This window comes from Hirschia litorea, from assembly GCF_042665075.1.
GTDB lineage: Bacteria > Pseudomonadota > Alphaproteobacteria > Caulobacterales > Hyphomonadaceae > Hirschia > Hirschia litorea.
In genome coordinates this window covers 246,452-267,058 of record NZ_JBHTBR010000004.1, presented here as the reverse complement: position 1 = coordinate 267,058, position 20,607 = coordinate 246,452, and the positions used below count along the sequence as shown (strand labels likewise).

Sequence of the window (20,607 nt, the reverse complement as noted above, 5' to 3'; positions counted from 1 at the left end):
CTGGCGTTTTCACATGTGCTTTCGTTAAAGCTTAGAAACGAAGTACTTTCGCATAACGCACTTGGCTGAGTGCATTGATTTTATCCATTGTTTCTTTTGGAATATCTTGATCAATACCAATCATCGCAATCGCATCACCACCTTCTTCTTCACGTCCAAGGTTGAATGTCGCAATATTGATTCCTGCATCGCCAAGGACTGATCCCAAACCACCAATGAAACCAGGTTTATCTGTGTTGTTGATGAAGAGAATGAATGGGCGGAATTTTGCGTCCAATGTCATTTCTTTAACAGCCACAATGCGTGCCTGACCATTTACGATTGACCCTGAAACTGTGCGCCATTTGCCATCAACGCGCACTTTTATGCGGATCAAGCTTTCATATGTTGCGCTTTCTTCAACTGTTGTTTCTTTAAGGTCTATTCCACGATCTTTCAAAATAGACGGTGCGGATACCATATTCACGTCTTTCATTGACGCGCGTAAAATACCTGCCAAAGCGGCTGATGTAAGTGGCTTGCGGTTAAGTTCGCAAACATCACCTTCATAATCGATTTCAACAGCATCAAAGCCTTCGGTAGAAACTTGACCAGCAAACTCACCAAGCTTTTCAGCAAGCTCAGCGAAAGGTTTGAGGCGAGGGGCTTCTTCAGCAGAGATAGACGGCATGTTCAAAGCGTTTGTTACAGCGCCTGTCAGCAGATAGTCCGCCATTTGCTCGGCCACTTGGAAAGCCACATTGTCTTGAGCTTCAACAGTTGAAGCACCAAGGTGTGGCGTAGCGATAAAGCCGGGAGTGCCAAACAATGGGTGTTCTTTTGCTGGTTCTGTTTCAAACACGTCCAGCGCAGCAGCAGACACATGACCATTGTCGAGCAAGTCTTTAAGGGCTTCTTCGTCAACCAATCCACCACGCGCACAGTTCACAATGATCACACCTTTTTTCGTCTTCTCAAGGTTCTCACGTGAAAGAATGTTGCGTGTTTGGTCTGTTAGTGGCGTGTGCAATGTAATTGCATCAGCGCGGGCAAGTAGGGCGTCCAATTCAACTTTTTCAATTCCTAATTCAACAGCGCGTTCTTCTGTTAGGAATGGGTCAAAAGCGATAACCTTCATTTTAATTCCACGTGCGCGTTCAGCCACGAGTGAGCCAATATTACCAGCTCCGATAAGGCCAAGCGTTTTGGAAAATAGCTCTGTTCCAACATAGTCTTTTTTCGGCCATTCACCATTTTGAGTGCGTGCTGATGCTGCCGGAATTTGGCGTGCAGCTGCAAACAACATTGCAATCGCGTGTTCAGCAGTTGTGACGGCATTTCCAAAAGGCGTGTTCATCACAACGACACCTTTTTTAGTAGCAGCTGGAATGTCCACATTGTCCACACCGATACCGGCACGACCAATAACTTTTAGTTTTGTAGCTGCAGCGATTACATCTGCATTTGGCTTACATGCAGAACGCACAGCAAGACCATCATACTCACCAATAATTTCAGCGAGTTCTGGCTGAGAAAGGCCCACTTTAACATCAACTTCGATGCCGCGAGCTTTGAAAATGTCGATAGCTCCAGGAGCTAGGCTGTCACCAATAAGAACTTTAATCGTCATGGGTGTGTTTCCTTTTGCGCTATGGCGCGAATATGTCTGAATAGATGAAGAAGGCTGGCCGAAATCTCGTCTTTGGTTTCGGCCAGTCTATAACTGATTAAAGCTCTGCAACTGTCGCTGCGAATGCCCAATCAAGCCAAGGTCCAAGCTTTTCAAGGTCGGATGTATCAACTGTTGCACCACACCAGATACGCAGTCCTGGAGGTGCATCGCGATATCCCGCAATGTCGTAAGCCACATTCTCTTTATCGAGAAGGCCGGTCATCTTTTTAACGAAAGCTTGCTGTCCATCTGTGTCGAGGCCAGCCACACGCGCATCTGTGATTTTAAGCGTCACAGATGTATTTGAACGCGTCGCTTCGTCTTCACAAAGGAAAGCAGCCCAATCAGAAGTTTCTACGAATTTCGCGATAGCAGCGAGGTTTGCGTCGGCGCGCGCCATTGTTGCTTTTGCGCCGCCAATACCTTCAACCCAGTTGAGGGCGTCAAGACAATCTTCCACAGCAAGCATAGAAGGCGTATTGATTGTTGCGCCTTCAAAAATACCTTCGTTCAACTTACCTTTTTTGGTCATGCGGAATAATTTTGGAAGCGGGCGATCTGGTGTAAATGTCTCTAGACGCTCAACAGCTTTAGGTGACAGTATCAACATACCGTGTGCACCTTCACCACCAAGAACTTTTTGCCAAGAATAAGTTACAACGTCGAGTTTTTCCCATTCTAAGTCTTGGGCGAAAACAGCAGATGTGGCGTCACAAAAAACCAAGCCTTCTTGGTCTGCTGGAATCCAGTCAGCATTCGCAACGCGTACGCCGGATGTTGTACCATTCCATGTGAAGATGACGTCAGCTTCTTTGCGAACCTTACTAAGATCAGGTAATTGACCATAATCGGCAGTGTGTACTTCTGCATCGACTTTTAATTGCTTAGTCACATCGGTGACCCAGTCATTCCCAAAGCTTTCCCAAGCGAACACATCAACTGGGCGAGGGCCAAGCATAGACCACATTGCGGCTTCAATTGCACCTGTGTCTGAACCGGCCATAATACCGATACGGTAACCAGCTGGCAGGCCAAGAAGCTCTGCTGACTTATCAATCAATAATTTAAGTTTGGATTTGCCTATTTTGGCACGGTGTGACCGACCATTAGGTGTATCTTCAAGAGCAGCCGGCGTCCAACCTGGACGTTTGGCACATGGACCTGAAGAAAACTCGGCACGCGCAGGGCGCACGTCTGGTTTCGTGAGTGTCGTCATCTGAATTGTACTCCTATCCTTACAGATAGGCTGAGCGCCGTTGGGGACGCTTGGCCCGCAGTGCTTGTCTCTTAAACTTGCATTTTCGTCAATAGGAATATTTTTCCGCGCTGGTTTGTCCTAAAATATTAAGCGATACGGGGTCGATAATTTGCAATTTGTTCATTAAATCGAGTGATTTATTTAAATGGTATACTGTAGTTATTGCTTTCCCATTTGGAATATTAACCATGAATACCCAGATAAATATTGAGAAGAGACTGAAGTATTTAAAATTTGACACCAATATGCGTGAGGCTTTGAAAGCTGCATCTAGTGTAATTGAAAAAGTGCTTCCATCAATTTTAGACGAATTATATTTGCACTTCAAAACGGATGAGACCGCTTCAAGTTTTTTTCCAAATGATTCAATTAGGAATCATGCAAAAGACAGGCAACTTGACCACTGGAAGCTTATTCTTTCTGGCAAGTTTGATAACAATTATGAGCAGTCTGTGCAAAAAATTGGAGCCGTCCACAGCCGTCTGCAATTGCCAACAGATCTTTATATGGGCAGCTACGCATTCATTCTTGAAAGGATGAACAGTAAACTCGCTGAAGTGTGTTTTGGTCGCAAAGGCGGGGGATATAAAACATTCTCCATCCAATCGGCTGCCGTTACACGTGCAGCGCTATTGGATATGGATATAACTGTGTCCATTATTGAACAGAAAAGACAAGAACAGTTTGATGAGCAGCGTGCAAAATTGGCTGAAGATTTTGAAGCATCCATCTTCGAGTTTGTGGAAAATGTAGCCCAATCAGCTGAGGGCCTCCAAGCCGTTGCACAATCTATGGGACAAATTGCAGATGCCACGTCTTCTCAATCCGTGACAGTGTCTGCGGCCGCTGAAGAAGCTACGGCAAATGTTTCCGTTGTTGCAAACTCAGCAAAAGAAATGGGAATGTCGGTTCAAGAGATAGCCAAGCAAGTTGGATATGCCTCATCAATAGCATCCAATGCTGTAACCACGGCTAAAACAACAGGTGAAACGATACATTCTCTCTCGTCAGCGGCTGAAAAAGTGGGAAGCGTCATCTCTCTTATTTCAGATATCGCCTCACAAACAAATTTGCTTGCATTGAATGCGACAATTGAAAGTGCGCGTGCAGGTGAAGCGGGTAAAGGTTTTGCGGTCGTGGCGTCAGAGGTAAAACAATTAGCGAGTGAAACATCCAAAGCAACGGATGAGATTAGTTTGCAAATCAATGAAATGTTGCGGATCACTCAAGAGGCTGTATCAGCCATAGATCTCATTCAAACAACAATTGACGATATCAGCTCAACGAGCCTTGCCATTAATGCTGCAGTTGAAGAGCAGTCTTCATCAACGCAAGAAATAGCACGCAATACACAAGAGGCGGCTCAAGGCACCCAAGAGGTCAGCTCACACATAATAAGCGTACAGCAGGGGGCATCCAGAACAGAAGAAGAGGCATCACGCGTCGTGGCCTCCTCAGCTAAACTCGGGGAGCAGGCCAATAAGTTACGCGAAGAAGTTAGCATCTTTTTGAGCCGCTTTCGCGCAGCTTAAACACAATCAGGATGTCCAATTTGCAATAAGGCGTGGATTGCATTGGAAATATGTGGAAGGGATAGAGCTGACTTTTCAACCATAAGAGAGTTGCCCTATGCCTTCACTCGGTCTCACCAGTTTACTGCTTTTATGCGCTGCATTTCTTGGCGGCGTGGTTGTGTCTGCGCAAGGCATGGTAAATGGCAAGCTAAATCAAGTGCTTGGCAGCCCCATCCAAGCCGCGTTTATCTCATTCACAGGGGGGTGGCTAATCCTCACCACTCTATTGGTCGTGACAGGACAGGGATTGCCAACCTTTTCAAAGCTTTCGACAGCCCCGTGGTGGGCAATGTTAGGCGGCGTTGCCGGTTCATTTATCGTGGCCTCAACTGCATTTGGTGTCCCTCGTGTGGGAGTAACAGTCTGGTTTGCTGTGCTTCTCGCCGGGCAATTAATTGCCGCGCTTATTTTTGATCACATTGGCGCATTTGACCAAGAAGTTCGGCATATCACTGCGGAAAAAGTTATTGGCGTTATTGCTTTGTTCGGGGGCGCTTGGCTTATTTTAAAGCCTTGAATTTATTAAGAAGATTATCTGCAAGTTCGGGGTGTTTTATAGGCCATTCATGTCCCAAGGGGCCATGTCCCTTGCCGAGCATGGGCGCATATTTTATCGCGTGTGCAACATAAGTTTGCGCACGCTTGAATGCATCCTCCAACTTTAAACTTTGTGCAATCCCAGTAGCTGTTGCCGACGCAAGTGTACACCCTGTACCATGTGTGGACGTGCCGTCAACGCGTTCATGTTCGCAAAAAATCTCACCTTCCGGCGTCGCAATTAGATCAATGATCGTGTCACCTTCAATGTGCCCACCTTTGACGATTGCAGCGTGTGCACCATCCTCAAGCAATCGTTCTGCGGCGCGGCGTTGTCCGTCCAAATTAAAAACGTCGCGTTTGGTTAGCAAGCCTGCTTCTGGTGCGTTGGGTGTGATGATGGCTTTGGGAATTAAGACAGCTCTTAGCGTGTCAATTGCTGCGGGTGGAAGCAGTCGGTCTCCCGCTGTAGACACCATCACAGGGTCTATCACGCGGGGTAATCCCATTGCGTGGTCAGCTAATGTTTGAGCAATAGCTTCGATGAGCTTTTTATCGCCTAACATACCGGTTTTGATAACATCTGCGCCGATATCAGAAAGTATCGCCGTCATTTGTGCTGTTACTGATGGGATTGGTGCAGGCACAATTCCGCTAACACCTTGCGTATTTTGAATGGTCAAAGCGGTGATAGCAGTGGCTGCGTATCCCCCCAGCATAGTGATCGTTTTGATGTCGGCTTGTATACCTGCACCACCACCAGAATCGGATCCAGCTATAACTAATACACGGCCAATGGTGGGTTGTTTTTCGTCGTTCACTTACAGACCTCGATGTTTTCAAAAGACTTCATTTCCCATGTGCAGGCATAAGTGGAATCTGTAAAGCACATCCATTCCCCATTAAATTCCTGACAATCACATTTATCAGCATGATTGATTGTAAGTTGAGGGTTTCGGGAATTTGGGTTGGAAGCAAAATTCTGGCAGAGTTTGTCCACCTGTCGCTCAAAGTTAGATTGCGCCATGAAACAAGCATCCTCACGGCTAGTGAAAACTTGCTTTTCTAAATCATAAACAGACGTATCGGATGTCGCGCGGATCATTTGTCCTGCTGGTTGTGGCACTGGCATCCACTTATCGCGTTGTTCAAAGGAGCAAAAAGGAAGAATATCTTCTCGAATTTTTGTTGCAAAAGCACCTTGGGAATAAATCTTCAAATAATCCAAATAGTCAGCTTTTAGCGTACTGTCTTGCGCTTTTTCAAAGAGAGCTGTTTCAGATTCGCTTGGCGTGGAGTTGTCTTGATTTTTAGTATTGGTAATGATTGTATTTGAGCTAGAACCAGTTCCCGACTTTCCGTCTAACTTGAAGAGCGCATATCCTCCAGCACCTACGACTAGGGCTAAAAGTGCTAGGATGGGCAGCATTTTCACAAATTTGGATGTGTGTTTTACAGGGCGTTCCAACCCGATAACTGGATTCCCCGACAAAGTAGCTTTCGCAGCGGCTAGGAAATGCACCCAGTGTTGATCGTCCTTATCTCCGTCCCAGTCAATGAGGTTTGCCATCTGGATAAGTCCAAACCCAAGAGGAGGGGCAACATCATCTATGCGCACCGGCAGCAAATTCCCGCGTGTCTTACCTACGCCTGCTTCTTCCTTGACCCATGGTGCTGTGACTGACAGGTCAGACCACACAGCCACGACCATCTTAGCCTCATTCAACTCTTTTTGGATGGTCTGGTCCCATTGTGAGCCGGGGGCTATGCCGTGGTCCCACCAAACGCTGAAGCCCTCCGCACGTAGTCCTTCAACGATACGCACGACGCGTCCTGCGTCTTCTTTTTTGTAGGAGATAAAAATATCAGCCATAACCCACCCCATATGCTCACTAAGTTCACGTGGTGAGCATGCCAAGAAGATGCGTTATAATAAAGCCATCTAAGCTTTAATCTTCAAAAATCATCTAATTCAGACGGTATCGACAGTAGGCTATAGACTTTTAAAGCTTGTTGAGTTGCCTGCACATCGTGAACGCGAATGATATCCGCACCAAGTTCAGCAGCGTTTACGGCGGCGGCTATGGAGCCTCCTAATCGTTGTTGGGCATTTTGGGCATTGGTATCTATCTCGGCTATAAACCGTTTTCGAGAAGCACCAAATAAGAGAGGTAGACCCGTTGCTTCAATCAAATTGTCCAAATTGCGCATTAGCTCCAGATTGTGCGCGAGTGTTTTGCCAAAGCCAATACCAGGATCAATCCATATATTGCTCTCTTTAACACCAGCTTTCACAGCAAGGTTCGCACGTTCAATCAAAAAAGCAGCAACTTCGCTTACCACATCTTTATAGCGCGGTGCCACTTGCATAGAGCGTGGTTCGCCAAGCATGTGCATCAGGCAGAGTTTACAGTTGAGTTGAGCGGCGATTTCAAGACTATCATCAGCAAAGCGTCCAGCGCTGACATCATTCCACATATCAGCACCCGCCTGAACCGCTGCGATTGCAACAGAAGGCTTCATTGTGTCGATGGAGATAAGCGCGTCTGTATGCGCACGTATCCCAGTGACAACCGGAATAACCCGAGATATCTCATCTTTAACGTCAACCGGCATAGCGCCGGGGCGTGTGCTTTCTCCGCCTATATCTAGCCAATCAGCACCTTGTGCAATTAAGTTCAACCCGTGCTCTATGGCAATATCCATAGCTGTGAATTGCCCACCGTCTGAAAATGAATCAGGTGTGACATTGATAATGCCCATGATTGAAGGGGAGTTGGACTGCACGTTTAAACACTACCTTGTTTCTCAATGACTAGAATGCGCGCCTCACCAATGGGGCGTGCAATATGTTCATCTCCTAGCTCTGCCATGAAAATATCATTTGGGCCAAGGCTTGCGGTGTGAATTTTTCCGTTGAGTTTATAGTCCATTTCAACCATGCCATCGATAACCATGAAGACTTCATTGCCATCATTGATGTGCCATTTATAGGGTTTATCAGTCCAATGAAGGCGCACGCTGGCACCCTCTATAAGCGCTATGTCTTTGGCTCCCCAAGCTCTATCTGCTGTAAATTTGGTGAGGTTGTTGAAGAGGGTAGGCATGTGTTTCCTCGATCTTATAAAAAAGGTCCGCTTTGGAAAAGCGGACCTTATAATTTTATCTAAACAACTTAGTTTAAACGCCTTCTGGCTCTGAATCACCAATGCCATTATCGGGCTTTTTCTTTGGTTTTACGACAGGCACAGCCGATGTCGGGCCAGCATCAAAGTCATCAGGGCGCTCTGGCGGTTTGCCTTTTAAAAGCTCGTCGATTTCTTTACCTGAAAGTGTCTCATATTCGAGTAGGCCTTCAGACAGGGCGATCCAGTCGTCTCGTTTTTCTGTCAAAATACGACGTGCTGTATCCATACCCGCTTGCACGAGCTTGCGCACTTCTTCTTCGATTTTCTGAGATGTTTCTTCAGAAACGCTAGAAGATTTCATAATTTGTTGGCCAAGGAAAACTTCACCCTGATTTTCAGAATAGTCCACCGGACCGATCGTTTCTGAAAGACCCCAGCTGGTCACCATAGCGCGTGCTAAGCGTGTGGCTTGCTGAATATCCGATGACGCACCTGCTGTGACATAGTCCTCACCAAATTTAAGCTCTTCAGCAACACGTCCACCCATAAGGACAGCTAGGCGTGAGATCATTTCGATCTTAGACATTGAAAGCTTATCGTCAGTTGGCAATTGCATCACCATTCCCAAAGCGCGTCCACGAGGGATAATCGTTGCTTTGTGGATAGGGTCCGTTGCAGGCACATTCAGGCCTACAATTGCGTGACCAGATTCATGGTATGCAGTTAGTTCTTTTTCCTTGTCAGACATGACCATGGATTTGCGCTCAGGACCCATCATCACTTTGTCTTTAGCGTCTTCAAATTCGCGCATAGCAACAACGCGTTTCCCACGGCGAGCTGCAAGTAGGGCAGCTTCGTTCACAAGGTTTGCGAGATCTGCACCTGAGAACCCAGGGGTTCCGCGTGCGATAACTTTCGCTTCAACATCCTTACCAACAGGCACATTGCGCATGTGAACTTTTAGGATTTTTTCGCGACCAATAATATCTGGGTTTCCAACCATAACCTGACGGTCAAAACGGCCTGGACGCAATAGAGCAGGGTCCAACACATCAGGGCGGTTTGTTGCGGCTATCAGAATAATACCTTCATTGGCCTCAAACCCATCCATTTCCACAAGAAGTTGGTTGAGTGTTTGTTCGCGTTCATCATTCCCACCACCAAGGCCAGCTCCACGCGAGCGACCTACAGCATCAATCTCATCAATAAAGATGATACATGGTGCATTCTTTTTGGCTTGCTCAAACATGTCCCGTACGCGGGATGCACCCACACCGACAAACATTTCAACAAAGTCAGAACCTGAAATGGTGAAGAAAGGTACATTCGCTTCACCAGCAACGGCTCGGGCAATCAATGTTTTACCAGTTCCCGGAGGACCAACGAGCAAAGCACCTTTTGGAATTTTACCACCAAGACGCTGGAATTTGCCAGGCTCTTGAAGGAACTCCACAATTTCTTGAAGCTCTTCTTTAGCTTCATCAACACCTGCAACATCGTCGAAAGTGACACGCCCTTGGCGTTCTGTAAGGAGGCGTGCTTTAGATTTCCCAAAGGACATCGCACCGCGACCACCGCCACCACCTTGCATTTGACGCCATAGGAAGAACCAAATTCCAAGAATGATAATAATCGGTAGGAAGTTTCCGATATAACCTAGGACACCACCGCCACGGCTGACAGATTCAGCAGATACATCGACGCCATATTCTTGAGCAAGCTTCTCACCAAGATTGAATTCAATCCCTGGCATAGTGGTCACATATGGTGCATCTGCACTATCTTTTCCGGAAATCTGATCGCCTTTGAATTGGGCTGTTTTAATTTGCCCATTTTGAGCTTTCTCCAAGAAAGCGGAATAGGAGATGTTGCCAGCATTTGCATGTGACTGATTACCTTGCATCAAGGTAACGAAAGCGAAGAGTAAAAGCAGAACGACGCCTAGAAGCGCCAGATTGCGCATGTTCATGCAGCAAACCTTTCAACGGTCGAAAAAACAATATCACTACCCAACATAGGGAAGCTTTTGATAAAAAACGAGATGCAATATTCAAACCTGTATTAAACTTCTGTTGTTTTGTACAGTTTTACGAATAAAAACAGCTGTTTGCTCAATATAGTTAAGCTGAATAACGTGCATTTTTCTCAGTTAGCATGTGCCAATCACGTTTTATAGAGCCAGCAGATGTGTTGAATCGGCGCGATTAGGCTTAGATCAAGATAAATTCTTCGTCGCAGAGGTGGTTTTTCCGCGCTTCATGTAAGCACTTTATGGTGTATTCATGAGGAAGAAGTTGCTGTGGTGTATATTCATCCGATCGCTTTTTACACTGTTCGATATCGGCGTCGATCAACACGGGATATGCGCGGTTGGCGTGTGCATTCGAGCAAATTCGATCTGGATGTTTTCCGTGTTTTATCTGGTGTTTGAAGGTGTTTTCCCATGTGGATACTAGAGCGGGTCGTGCTTCATGGCTCAGACTTACAAGGAAACGTCCCATAAAAATGGCAGATTGACCGGGCGCAATCAAAATAGGGGTGTCCGTCCCTGTCTGGTCCTTAGGTACGGTTTTGTTCTTGGGAGGCATCAAGCTAATTTGCATCTCTTCGATATTGGTATGAATCCAACAATTTCCAAGACAATTAACCTTTGATTTCGTGTTGAGTTCAGAACCGTCAATCGTCTCTAATAGTTTTTTGACACGCGATATATTTACGGGTTTCGGGGTGCCCGACACACAAAGCAAAATGCGCTCCAAAATTCGGTATTTGATTGCATCAGCAAGTTTCAAGAAATGCGATGTGTTGAAACTTGCCCGACCATCTTTATGCCAGATTGTTTGCCTTTCAAGAAAGTCAGAAACGACAGCATTTGTGTCTATCCGTTTCTGAGTAAGCTCATCCAATCGCTTTTTTATCAATGTTCGATTTGTTTCTGACATTGATCTTATTTCTAGGCGCGCGCGAACGCGTTCATATTTTGTGTTCTCATTGGAAGGGTCGCATACCCATTGGATGCCAATATCTTCGAGCACATAGCAAAGATCTTTACGAGATAGGGTGTTTGCAGGACGCAAAATGGATAAGTGGCGACCATCAGGCCAGACCGGACTGGCAGATTTGCTTGGCATTGCAGCAAGTCCGTAATCTGTTGAGCCAGACCTTTCTCGCATCAACATGGTTTCAATTCTGTCATCCAGCGTGTGGCCAACAAGAAGAGCTGAAATGTCTTTGTCGCGGGTCCAGTTTGCCAAAAGTTGATGGCGAGCAGTTCTTGCTGTTGTTTGAGTTGGTTTGGATTGGAGGTTGGTGGGCCATTTGACAGCCAAAATATCGTGATCAATACCGGCGCTATTGCAGAGCTGGTGCACATAGTTAGCTTCCAGGGTAGCAGCAGCGCGCAACCCATGGTCCACCGTACAAGCAGAGACCTTCCACCCATGTAGCAGAGCCCAGTCAGCAGCCAATATAAGCAAGCATAGTGAGTCTGATCCGCCAGATACGGCCACTCCGATATGTTTGTTCTTTGCAAACTGAGAAGTGAGGTGGTCTAAATGTGTGTGTAAAATTCGTCGAGAATTAGCGGCTTTGGTGCTTAATCTGCTAAGAGAATTATAGTCAAATTTGCTATTATCTAGCGGGTGCTTTTGCTGCGAATTCAGTTTCGAAAGTTTCAAGGAGACGCCGCCATATATCTAGTGTGTCTTCGATATTACCAGCAGTTACGCCGCCATCCAAGTTTACATCCATTTGTAAACGCACAACATTTGAAGTCACAGATGCGCGAACATATCTCCAACGCATGTTAAAAGCATTCACTTTTTCCATCGTCATATCTGGAGGGATAGGCGTATCGGCTAGAAACTGGATAGAGTTACAAAACTCCCCATTCTCGCATTCGTAAAATTGAATTGAATAATCAGTGGCTGAGATGCGCCCATTTATCGTAGGGTCCCCAGCAGGGCCGTGCGCCATGTCTGCTTGATAACCCAATGTTGTCATAAACCTTGATAGCCGACTTGCATCGGATGCATCTAAAATTCCGCCTCTCACACTCTCGGCCGATGAGGGGGTGGTTTGTGAAAAAGCACTTTGTGAACAAATAGATACGAGTGCACTTCCTACAATCATTCCGAGTATATTTAGCTTAAAGCCCGGTTGTTTGGAGGCCATCTGAATCTATCCTCTATTAATAATAGAATTATTCAGCACAGCCCGCACGATCGCGTTCTGTTTTCGCTAAACTGCGAGTCATTGGGTTTGTTTGCGGATATAAATTAGCTAACTCTGAAAGTGCACCACAAGCTTGCGTCGTATCGCCCATCATGCGCAATGAGCGCGCAAGTTTTACGAGGCCATCTGGTGCTTTTGTAGAGTCCGGATAGGTGCGTATCAGTGAAACATAAGCTTCCGCTGCTTCAGGAAAGGCTTCCTGAATAAGAAGAGATTCCCCTAACCAATATTGAGCTTCTGCTGCTTCAGGTGCTTCTGGGTGTGTTTCCACTAAGTGAGAAAATGCAGTTTCTGCGGCAGGGTAATCACCTTTTAAGAGGAGGTTTTTTGCCTGACGGAAAAGCTTGCTAGGGTCTGAAGGTAGCTCAGCTGAGAGGGTTTCAGTTGATTTGGAGGCAATTGCTTCATCGTCTATAGTCCGTGCGGCAGCCAAAGCAGCTTTAGTAGACGGGTCTGTTGCGCCAACCAAAGGGATTGTTGTTTCTGCTGGACCATTTGCAGCGTTCGCAGCTGCATTAACGGGGGCATTTATTATGCTTTCCAGTTTTTTCAGTCTGTCGTTTTGGGCTGATAATTCTTGTTTCAAGTCGGCAATTTCGCTGGCTTGCACCTCAATGCGCCGACGTAGTTGATTGACCTGAAATCCAGATTCTTCAACACGACCTGTTGCACGTTGAATATTCTCTTCAATAGTGTCCATTCGGCTTTGCAACCTAGCGGCCATAGGATCAGCACTTACCTGAGCCTGTGCAGGCAAAGTAAAGGCGGTTAACAAAACAACCACAGGCGAAAGCACTGCGGCAGTTGAATATCGAAGAGTACGCATCATGCTCATATTTTGGAGGCTAGCAGGCCTCCGCGCCGAAAATAAGGCGGTGCGGAGGCAAACTGCAGCAGTAATGTTAGCCGTTTACGCCGCTAATAAGTTGCGTGAAGGCATTACGGTTAACTGACCAAGCATCAGTCGTAGAACGAGGGTCTGTTGGACGCTCTTTACCGTAAGAAACTGTTTCAATACGTGACGCAGAAATTCCAAGACCAACTAGATAGTCTTTTGCTGCTGCAGCACGGCGCTCACCAAGAGCGATGTTGTATTCACGTGTTCCACGCTCATCACAGTTACCTGCGATAAGAATAGTCACGGCTGGGTATTGGCTCAACCATGCAGCTTGGCGCGCCAAAATTTGGCGGTCAGCATCATCAAGGTTGTATTGGTCTACATCAAAGTACACTTTGGATCCAACGTTAACATTGAAATCTTCCAAAGAACCAGCAAGCGGTCCTTTTGGAGCTACAGGCACCGGAGTAGGTGTTGGTGCTGGAGCAGGTGCTGCTACAGGAGTAGGTGTTGGAACCGGAGTCGGCTCTTCTACAGTAGAAGCACAACCGGATGCGAGAGCCGCTACTGTGAAGGTCAGAGCAGCGAAGCTTACTTTGTAACTCATTGGTCTTTAAGACTCCCCTTAGGACGCGCACGTCCAGCTTGGACGTGAACGGATTGCGCTTGCTTCATATCGTCAGATTATGACCAAAATACGAAACTTACGCACGATCGATGAACGTATGTTCAACATAATGCGTCTACTCTGTAAACGGCAATACATTCAATCCTACTCTAACGTGATTTTTATTCTCACGTCCAATAGATGGTCAAAATGCTAAGCGGGTTGCTCAACCTTCAGTCGACGAAAATATAAGGTGTTTTAGAGTTAACTCATACAAAGCATTATGAAAATCAAACAATTAAGGCCACTCATAGTTGAGTGGCCTTTGTTTTTTATCTTAAAATTGGTGACCAAGCTGGGTCCGAAGCGTCTCCCGGAGTAGGTACGCGTTTTAGATTACGACCACTTAAATCGATACTCCATAGGCTTGGACGACCACCACGTGCTTCCTTAAAGAAAATTATGATTCGCCCATTTGGGGACCAAGTGGGACCTTCTGCCAAGAAATCAGACGTTAAAGTGCGTTCATCACTGCCATCTGTTTTGATGACACCAATTTCAAAACGTCCTTGAGTTTGTTTTGTGAAGGCAATTAGATCACCACGTGGGGACCAGACGGGGGTGGAATAGATGCCTTTTCCAAAAGTGATTCGACACACTTTGTTACGAGGCCCGTTCTCACAGTTTCTGTCAGACCCGTCAGCATTCATTATATAAAGCTGAGGTGAACCACCGCGGTCAGATGTGAATACGATTTCTTTTCCATCAGGGGAGTAAGAGGGAGATGTGTCAATTGCGAGATTATTTGTAAGACGGGTGCGCTGACGGCGAGCTAGGTCCAAAACATATACGTCAGAGTTTCCGTCTTCCGACAGGCTCATTGCGATATGGCTGCCATCAGGTGAGAAACGAGCAGCAAAAGAAGTGACACCATAGTCACCGATAACTTCTTGGCGGCCTGTCTCGATGTCGAACAAGTAGACGCGACGACGCTCTAGAATTGGGTTGCGAGCATCTGGCACCAAGGCTGTGTAAATGATTGTCTGGGATGAAGGATCAAAGCGCGGAGTCTGCACTTCGATGCGACCGTCAGTAAGATATTGTGGGTTTGCGCCATCTTGATCCATGATCGCAAGCCTGCGGATACGTTTTGTTTTCGGTCCGCTTTCGGCGATATACACAATCCGGCTGTCGAAATATCCGCCATCTGGTGTCAGTTGTTCATATACGTCATCGGCAATGATGTGAGCCATGCGACGCCAGCTGTCAGGAGAAGAGACAGTATATTCCTGGGAGTAAAGTTGTTTCCCTGTAAACACGTCAAATAAGCGGAACTGCGTTGCCATTGTGCCGGAAGGGTCAATGATGGTTTTTCCCACAAGGAGGGCATCCGCGCTAATTACTTTCCAGTCTGCAAATGTTGGAAGGACTGCGATATCAAGATTTTTTTCAACAAAAGCATCTGGGCTAATCATACGAAATAGTCCGGATCCGGCGAGGTCATTCCGGATAACCTCAGCTATATCCGTACCAACAGTGGCTGCTTCTGGTGTGTCTCCAGAAAAATCAGGAACCGCCATTGGCATAGGCTCGAATGTGCCCTTGGTGATATTAACGACATTCCCGTCCTGCGCAAAAGCGGGCAGGCAAAGCAAACTACACAGAAGCGCAGCAAGAAAGCTGACAGCTGTTTTCATGGCGAGGATCTCCTATCCTTCAAAGTCTCGGTTTAGCCAAATATCTAAAACATAGAGTCTCGGCGGAATTATGTCTTCTACTCTCATACGTAGATTCGGAATCATTCTGATCCAAAATTTAACGTAAAGTCCTTCCATTCGTCATAGAGTTCAGGTGGAAAAATGTCACTGTAGGGGGCACACTTTTCAATTGCTCTAGATGCGTTGATGTCAAATACTCGCAATTGTTGATCGCCAGCAGGAATAATTGTGGGCTGAACACGCCGAGGCGCACGCATTAAATTACCATCTCTATTGAAGGTGATTTTGTAAGTTACTTTCAGGCGTTTGGCATTGGCCATATCAGATGGATCGCGGAAACACTTTGTCTCTATTTTTGACCGTAACAAAGTAGACCATGTTGCAGTATCGCGAGAGCGATCACCTGCAGAACGTTTGTTTTCGTTCGCATTCTCTACCTGTTTTAAGTCAGGTGCCGATTTGAATTCGCGTTCGCGTGTTTTCTTTTTGTCTTCTGTTGTCTTAAGCACGCTATTCAAGAAAGAGTTGGTCGTTTCTTTCTTTTCTTCCTGAGGTGGAATTACCTTTGGAGTAGGTGTTGGTTTGGGCTCAGGCTTCTCTTCAGGTTCGGCTTCTTCTGGCTCTATTTCTTCAGGAATAGGTTCGGCTTCTTCGGGCGTAGCTTCCGTATTGCCTTCTTCTTCGGCAAATGGATCTGGCTCGTCGGAAATTTCAGCTTCATCTTCAGGAATGGGCTCATCTGGCTCCGGAGTTGGTTCGGGCTCAGGTTCAGGTTCGGGCTCAAGAACTTTTTCAGGTTCTTTGGGTTTCGATACAGCTAGATTGGTCGTGTCCGAGACTGTCACCAGTTCGATCGGCACAATAACGAGCTCCTCAGACATAGTTGTACTAGCCATCGGAAAGACGACATAGGCTGATCCAAAAATCAGTATGTGTAAGAGAGCAGAGAGGGCAAAACCTGGGCGCACGCCTTAGTTTCCTTTGGCCTTACGGGTTCCAGTTGAATCGGTTACGAGGCCCACATTCGTGAAGCCGGCATCTCGAACCAGTGACAGAGCAGACAACACTTGGCCGTAATCTGCTGCTTTGTCACCGCGCACGAGAACACGATCTTCGTATCCATTCTTGGCGATGGCGATAAGTTGCGCGCCCAATTGTCCTGCTGCCACTGGTTCCGTGTTGCTGCCTATGAACATTTGTCCTGCTGCATTCACCGTTAGCGCGAGGGATTGCTGTTCACTTGGGGGGAGAGGTTTGGAATTTGTCTTTGCTAAATTCACTGGCTCGCCAGTCACAACCATAGGAGCTGTTACCATAAAAATAACGAGTAACACCAGCATCACATCCACCATTGGAGTCACGTTGATATCAGCATTTTGCGAACGACGGCGACCTCGGCCACCACCTGAAGAGGGGGACATCATAGCCATGGTCTATTCATCCAATCTTTCAGCGAGACGGCGAGAAATGCGAACTGTAAATTCTTCTGCAAAGGTATCCATGTGCTCAACGAATTTATTCACATCGCCGGAAAACTTGTTGTAAAAAATCATGGCTGGAATAGCTGCAAGCAGACCTAGTGCTGTTGCGAAAAGTGCTTCAGCCATACCCGGCGCAACAACTGCAAGATTTGTTTCACCAGCCATGCCGATATCACGGAAGGCGGTCATAATTCCCCAAACAGTTCCAAATAGTCCGATAAAGGGTGCCGAAGAGGCAATGATTGCTAGTGTTGATAAACCTGCTTCCATTTTGCTCGCTTCGCGGTTTACAGCGACCCCCATTTGAGAACGTGCGCGTTGAAGAAGCGATGTTGCAACGCTGTCATTTAGGGAGCGGAGGCGACGGGCTTCGCGCCATTCACGTGAGCCGGCTGAATACACTCGGGCTAACGCGTCCGATGGTTTGTCTCCAACACGATCATCCATTTCATCGAGAGGTTGGCCTGACCAAAAAGCTTCCTCAAACTTCTTACCTTTTGATCGAGTTGCAGCCATGCCGGTCCATTTGTTGAATGTCACCATCCAGGACCACACGGACATAATGACAAGCACAAGCATAACTATTTTTACAACTGGTCCAGCTTGTAAAATAAGAGAGACAAAAGAGAAGTCATCATGTGATGCAATTTCTGCGATTTCGGCCGGTCCGTTACTTGCCACGCTATCTGTGACCACCTGCATAAGTGGGAGAGCAGCAAGTGTATCGCTTCCGCTCGTAATCAAAAGTTCTAGCGACATCATCAGGACCTCAGTGCTTATTGATCAGTCTAACCGGAGGTCAGACAATCTGACTCCGTAGTTTGTTTCCTTATTCATAGCCTGCATGGAATGCAAATTGGGCGAGATGAAGGAGACAAGTGTCAATTACACACGCAAAATGCATTTGTGCAGTCAGTCAACGCATGAAATTTTTGAAATGCAGCAAGAAAAAGCACTTATACGAGAAGACGCGTAAGAATTTTGGGCGTTTTGGGTATCGATCCTAATACGATGTCTGCCTTCCTTGATCGAATGCAGAATGTCTTACTTTGTAAATTGAAATTGCCCCCAAGCTTTTAAAAGAGATTCGGTAGGGCGGATCAAAGCGCCATCCATGTTAATTTGAACTATGGTAACTTTAGCCGCGCAAAGGAGAGTTTGATCCCTAAATATGTTTTGATCAAAAATGAGGCGTGCACCTTTAGCGCCTAAAAAACGGGTGTGCACTTTTAGCGCATCATCAATTTTAGCCGGGCGTTTGAAATCAATCTCCATGCGGGCAACGGCAAAAGCCAGCGGATTTTCTTCTTGTGAGAGCTTTTCGTGGCTCATGCCAACAAACCGCAAGAAGTCCGAGCGTCCGCGTTCGAAGAACTTCAAATAATTGGCGTGATATACAACACCCGTGAAATCGGTGTCTTCATAATAAACGCGGACTGGTAGTATATGTTCATCCGCTTCGATGCGTCCGGTTTCAGGTTGATCAGTCATTGTGCAAGTCCTGAATAGTAATCTCTGCCTATGTGTAGATGCTCGTCCGCATGTTCAAGATGTACAGCATGAAGAATAGAATCAATAAAAAGGAAGTTTGTATCGAACCCATCTCTAAAAGTAAAATATTTTGCACGCTAGGGTTGATTATTTTTCGTTAAACATATCTGGTTGCGTTGTATTCTGGGGTGGCACCATTCCAAGGCGTTTATATGCGCCGGGAGCAGCGACACGGCCGCGAGGGGTGCGCATAATCAAGCCTTGCTGCATCAAATAGGGTTCTATGACTTCTTCTATTGCATCTCGTGCTTCTGACAATGCAGCTGCTAAGGTATCAGCGCCTACAGGTCCACCTGAATACGTTTTTACAAGTGCGTTTAAATAACGTCTATCTAGTGCGTCTAAACCGTCAGCATCAACTTCCAGTCTTGCAAGTCCTTTTGCTGCTGAATTTTTGTTGATTTGTACGCCTTCAGCCTCAGCGAAATCACGAACGCGGCGCAACAGGCGGATAGCAATACGGGGAGTGCCGCGTGCGCGTCGGGCAATTTCGATTGCGCCGTCTTGGGTCAATGCCGCACCCATTTTGATGCCAGCTCGGTAAACAATACCGCCCAGTTCTTCTGGTGTGTAAAACTCTAAACGCACTGGAATGCCAAAACGGTCGCGCAGAGGCGTAGACAAAAGGCCAGCGCGAGTTGTGGCACCAACCAATGTGAATGGAGGGAGGTCAATTTTTACTGAACGCGCGGATGGACCATCACCAATCATAATGTCGAGTGTGTGATCTTCCATTGCTGGATAAAGTATCTCTTCAACGATTGGAGATAAGCGGTGAATTTCATCAATAAAAAGAACGTCATTCTCTTCTAAATTCGTTAAAAGTGCAGCTAGATCTCCTGCCTTGCCGATAACAGGCCCAGATGTTGACCTAAAGCCAACCCCCATCTCTTTCGACATGATTTGAGCGAGCGTCGTTTTTCCTAATCCGGGGGGGCCAAACAGGAGGACGTGATCCAGAGCATCACCCCGATTACGGGCTGCTTGCACAAACACTTTTAAATTGGCCTTAGCGGTTTCTTGTCCCGTAAAGTCGTCAAATGAGAGGGGCCGCAGCGCACGGTCTTGAGATTCACCAGCTTGCTGTGTGGGATCTGTAATGTCGCCTTCTCTACCCATAAGTACAGTCATTTCTTTTTAGAGAAGTCAGGCAATCCGACTTCTGTTTGTTGGCATTTTTAAAGTGAAAACACATGAAAAAGCAAAACAAAATGTGAACGTGATTAATTTCATTAATCATAGGTGCGATGATTGTTCCACTTTTAAAAGTAGCTAATTGGGGTAAATTTAAGTGTGGTTGGAGAATCAAAGGCATAATATAATTGTCAGAAAGTGACCTCGATGAATAAGGCTTTGATAGCTTTTGCTACGATTGGCGCTGGAACATTTAATATGACTGCTCAGGCCGATATCGTCGATAGTGTGCGGCTGGGAGTAATGGACCACAATGTAAAAGTGCTAACGCCTAAAAACGCGAATAAAGAAGATGGTTTCAATTTATCCGCGGATGTTCGGTTTTCCAAATGGAATTTGTCGAGTGAAACATGGTCACCACACCCTTATTTAATGGCATCTGTGAATTCCGAAGATAGAACATCTTATATTGCAGTGGGATTGGAATGGGACTTTGAGTTTCTAGAGGGGTGGCATTTTCAACCAAGTTTTGGATATGCGCTGCATAGCGGAAAACTAGAAAGTCAGGGAGCCACCGCGCAGGAGCGTGCAGTTTTTGATTCAAAGCACTTATTGTTGGGCTCGCGTGATTTGTTTCGAACAAGTTTTGCAATAACCAAGGATATCAATGAGACATGGGCGCTGCAGCTTATTTATGATCATTTATCGCATGGTCAGATATTAGGAAACGGACGCAATCAAGGTTTGGACGATGTTGGGGTGAGGGTAGCTTATTCGTTTTAAAATCTCTAAATTGCCGATTTAGAGGCCGATGCTTTAAGCCGAGCACGCCTTTTTCTGCGACTTATGTGTCCAAATAGCTATCCTAAGGAGATTCCCCCTTGCCATAAGTGACAG

20 protein-coding genes are annotated in these 20,607 nt (G+C 46.4%); 3 read left to right on the top strand and 17 right to left on the bottom strand.

The window, feature by feature from the left end; translation table 11 throughout:
- Nucleotides 1-31: 31 nt before the first annotated feature.
- Both serA and ACFQS8_RS08510 read right to left on the bottom strand, forming a co-directional pair.
- Complete coding sequence (gene serA / locus ACFQS8_RS08515) at nt 32-1,609, bottom strand: phosphoglycerate dehydrogenase (RefSeq protein ID WP_382166891.1); 1,578 nt, start codon at nt 1,607-1,609, stop codon at nt 32-34.
- 97 nt (nt 1,610-1,706) lie between these two features.
- The gene (locus ACFQS8_RS08510) at nt 1,707-2,867 is read right to left on the bottom strand and encodes a phosphoserine transaminase (protein ID WP_382166890.1); all 1,161 of its coding nucleotides are present in this window, start codon (nt 2,865-2,867) and stop codon (nt 1,707-1,709) included.
- 230 nt (nt 2,868-3,097) lie between these two features.
- Between ACFQS8_RS08510 and ACFQS8_RS08505 the strand changes: the two genes are divergently transcribed.
- Nucleotides 3,098-4,441, top strand: a complete 1,344-nt coding sequence (locus tag ACFQS8_RS08505; protein ID WP_382166889.1) for a methyl-accepting chemotaxis protein — start codon at nt 3,098-3,100, stop codon at nt 4,439-4,441.
- Nucleotides 4,442-4,538: 97 nt separating this feature from the next.
- On the top strand, nt 4,539-5,000 hold the full coding sequence (locus ACFQS8_RS08500) for a DMT family transporter (protein WP_382166888.1): 462 nt from the start codon (nt 4,539-4,541) through the stop codon (nt 4,998-5,000).
- Here ACFQS8_RS08500 and thiD read toward each other — a convergent pair.
- From thiD to ruvB, 15 genes are all read right to left on the bottom strand, one after another.
- Nucleotides 4,984-5,841: a bifunctional hydroxymethylpyrimidine kinase/phosphomethylpyrimidine kinase gene (gene thiD, locus ACFQS8_RS08495; protein ID WP_382166887.1), complete on the bottom strand. Its 858-nt coding sequence runs from the start codon at nt 5,839-5,841 to the stop codon at nt 4,984-4,986. The two genes, ACFQS8_RS08500 and thiD, sit on opposite strands and share 17 nt — an antisense overlap.
- A complete protein-coding gene (locus ACFQS8_RS08490) occupies nt 5,838-6,893 on the bottom strand; it encodes a toll/interleukin-1 receptor domain-containing protein (RefSeq protein WP_382166886.1) in 1,056 nt (351 codons plus the stop codon). The genes thiD and ACFQS8_RS08490 overlap by 4 nt, the downstream gene beginning before the upstream one ends.
- An 83-nt stretch (nt 6,894-6,976) precedes the next feature.
- A complete protein-coding gene (gene folP, locus ACFQS8_RS08485) occupies nt 6,977-7,783 on the bottom strand; it encodes a dihydropteroate synthase (protein WP_382166932.1) in 807 nt (268 codons plus the stop codon).
- Nucleotides 7,784-7,809: 26 nt separating this feature from the next.
- Nucleotides 7,810-8,127: a cupin domain-containing protein gene (locus ACFQS8_RS08480; protein WP_382166885.1), complete on the bottom strand. Its 318-nt coding sequence runs from the start codon at nt 8,125-8,127 to the stop codon at nt 7,810-7,812.
- Nucleotides 8,128-8,200: 73 nt separating this feature from the next.
- Nucleotides 8,201-10,117, bottom strand: a complete 1,917-nt coding sequence (gene ftsH, locus ACFQS8_RS08475; RefSeq protein WP_382166884.1) for an ATP-dependent zinc metalloprotease FtsH — start codon at nt 10,115-10,117, stop codon at nt 8,201-8,203.
- Nucleotides 10,118-10,358: 241 nt separating this feature from the next.
- Nucleotides 10,359-11,825 (bottom strand): tRNA lysidine(34) synthetase TilS, encoded by a 1,467-nt coding sequence (gene tilS / locus ACFQS8_RS08470; protein ID WP_382166883.1) that lies wholly within the window; start codon nt 11,823-11,825, stop codon nt 10,359-10,361.
- On the bottom strand, nt 11,779-12,321 hold the full coding sequence (locus tag ACFQS8_RS08465; protein WP_382166882.1) for a type III secretion system chaperone family protein: 543 nt from the start codon (nt 12,319-12,321) through the stop codon (nt 11,779-11,781). The genes tilS and ACFQS8_RS08465 overlap by 47 nt, the downstream gene beginning before the upstream one ends.
- 28 nt (nt 12,322-12,349) lie before the next feature.
- The gene (gene ybgF, locus ACFQS8_RS08460; protein ID WP_382166881.1) at nt 12,350-13,210 is read right to left on the bottom strand and encodes a tol-pal system protein YbgF; all 861 of its coding nucleotides are present in this window, start codon (nt 13,208-13,210) and stop codon (nt 12,350-12,352) included.
- A gap of 73 nt (nt 13,211-13,283) precedes the next feature.
- Nucleotides 13,284-13,826 carry a peptidoglycan-associated lipoprotein Pal gene (gene pal / locus ACFQS8_RS08455; RefSeq protein ID WP_382166880.1) on the bottom strand — a complete coding sequence of 181 codons (543 nt, stop codon included), beginning with the start codon at nt 13,824-13,826 and terminating at the stop codon, nt 13,284-13,286.
- A gap of 332 nt (nt 13,827-14,158) precedes the next feature.
- Nucleotides 14,159-15,523 carry a Tol-Pal system beta propeller repeat protein TolB gene (gene tolB / locus ACFQS8_RS08450; protein ID WP_382166879.1) on the bottom strand — a complete coding sequence of 455 codons (1,365 nt, stop codon included), beginning with the start codon at nt 15,521-15,523 and terminating at the stop codon, nt 14,159-14,161.
- A 101-nt stretch (nt 15,524-15,624) separates the two neighbouring features.
- The gene (locus ACFQS8_RS08445; RefSeq protein WP_382166878.1) at nt 15,625-16,425 is read right to left on the bottom strand and encodes a cell envelope integrity TolA family protein; all 801 of its coding nucleotides are present in this window, start codon (nt 16,423-16,425) and stop codon (nt 15,625-15,627) included.
- Nucleotides 16,426-16,515: 90 nt separating this feature from the next.
- On the bottom strand, nt 16,516-16,974 hold the full coding sequence (locus tag ACFQS8_RS08440; protein ID WP_382166877.1) for an ExbD/TolR family protein: 459 nt from the start codon (nt 16,972-16,974) through the stop codon (nt 16,516-16,518).
- Nucleotides 16,975-16,977: 3 nt separating this feature from the next.
- A complete protein-coding gene (tolQ, locus tag ACFQS8_RS08435; RefSeq protein WP_382166876.1) occupies nt 16,978-17,787 on the bottom strand; it encodes a protein TolQ in 810 nt (269 codons plus the stop codon).
- Nucleotides 17,788-18,069: 282 nt separating this feature from the next.
- A complete protein-coding gene (ybgC, locus tag ACFQS8_RS08430; RefSeq protein WP_382166875.1) occupies nt 18,070-18,516 on the bottom strand; it encodes a tol-pal system-associated acyl-CoA thioesterase in 447 nt (148 codons plus the stop codon).
- 147 nt (nt 18,517-18,663) lie between these two features.
- Nucleotides 18,664-19,695: a Holliday junction branch migration DNA helicase RuvB gene (gene ruvB / locus ACFQS8_RS08425; protein ID WP_382166931.1), complete on the bottom strand. Its 1,032-nt coding sequence runs from the start codon at nt 19,693-19,695 to the stop codon at nt 18,664-18,666.
- Nucleotides 19,696-19,917: 222 nt separating this feature from the next.
- Between ruvB and ACFQS8_RS08420 the strand changes: the two genes are divergently transcribed.
- Nucleotides 19,918-20,493, top strand: a complete 576-nt coding sequence (locus tag ACFQS8_RS08420; RefSeq protein WP_382166874.1) for a hypothetical protein — start codon at nt 19,918-19,920, stop codon at nt 20,491-20,493.
- The last annotated feature ends 114 nt before the right edge of the window (nt 20,494-20,607 follow it).

What these genes read in the sequence shown, in the direction of transcription:
- tolB (WP_382166879.1), bottom strand. Translation starts at nt 15,523, where the DNA reads ATGAAAACAGCTGTCAGCTTTCTTGCTGCGCTTCTGTGTAGTTTGCTT.
- ACFQS8_RS08420 (WP_382166874.1), top strand. Translation starts at nt 19,918, where the DNA reads ATGAATAAGGCTTTGATAGCTTTTGCTACGATTGGCGCTGGAACATTT.
- ybgF (WP_382166881.1), bottom strand. Translation starts at nt 13,210, where the DNA reads ATGATGCGTACTCTTCGATATTCAACTGCCGCAGTGCTTTCGCCTGTG.
- tolQ (WP_382166876.1), bottom strand. Translation starts at nt 17,787, where the DNA reads ATGATGTCGCTAGAACTTTTGATTACGAGCGGAAGCGATACACTTGCT.
- folP (WP_382166932.1), bottom strand. Translation starts at nt 7,783, where the DNA reads ATGGGCATTATCAATGTCACACCTGATTCATTTTCAGACGGTGGGCAA.
- ACFQS8_RS08445 (WP_382166878.1), bottom strand. Translation starts at nt 16,425, where the DNA reads ATGTCTGAGGAGCTCGTTATTGTGCCGATCGAACTGGTGACAGTCTCG.
- ACFQS8_RS08440 (WP_382166877.1), bottom strand. Translation starts at nt 16,974, where the DNA reads ATGGCTATGATGTCCCCCTCTTCAGGTGGTGGCCGAGGTCGCCGTCGT.
- ACFQS8_RS08480 (WP_382166885.1), bottom strand. Translation starts at nt 8,127, where the DNA reads ATGCCTACCCTCTTCAACAACCTCACCAAATTTACAGCAGATAGAGCT.
- ACFQS8_RS08490 (WP_382166886.1), bottom strand. Translation starts at nt 6,893, where the DNA reads ATGGCTGATATTTTTATCTCCTACAAAAAAGAAGACGCAGGACGCGTC.
- ACFQS8_RS08505 (WP_382166889.1), top strand. Translation starts at nt 3,098, where the DNA reads ATGAATACCCAGATAAATATTGAGAAGAGACTGAAGTATTTAAAATTT.
- serA (WP_382166891.1), bottom strand. Translation starts at nt 1,609, where the DNA reads ATGACGATTAAAGTTCTTATTGGTGACAGCCTAGCTCCTGGAGCTATC.
- ACFQS8_RS08465 (WP_382166882.1), bottom strand. Translation starts at nt 12,321, where the DNA reads ATGGCCTCCAAACAACCGGGCTTTAAGCTAAATATACTCGGAATGATT.
- ruvB (WP_382166931.1), bottom strand. Translation starts at nt 19,695, where the DNA reads ATGGGTAGAGAAGGCGACATTACAGATCCCACACAGCAAGCTGGTGAA.
- ybgC (WP_382166875.1), bottom strand. Translation starts at nt 18,516, where the DNA reads ATGACTGATCAACCTGAAACCGGACGCATCGAAGCGGATGAACATATA.
- pal (WP_382166880.1), bottom strand. Translation starts at nt 13,826, where the DNA reads ATGAGTTACAAAGTAAGCTTCGCTGCTCTGACCTTCACAGTAGCGGCT.
- ACFQS8_RS08510 (WP_382166890.1), bottom strand. Translation starts at nt 2,867, where the DNA reads ATGACGACACTCACGAAACCAGACGTGCGCCCTGCGCGTGCCGAGTTT.
- ftsH (WP_382166884.1), bottom strand. Translation starts at nt 10,117, where the DNA reads ATGAACATGCGCAATCTGGCGCTTCTAGGCGTCGTTCTGCTTTTACTC.
- ACFQS8_RS08500 (WP_382166888.1), top strand. Translation starts at nt 4,539, where the DNA reads ATGCCTTCACTCGGTCTCACCAGTTTACTGCTTTTATGCGCTGCATTT.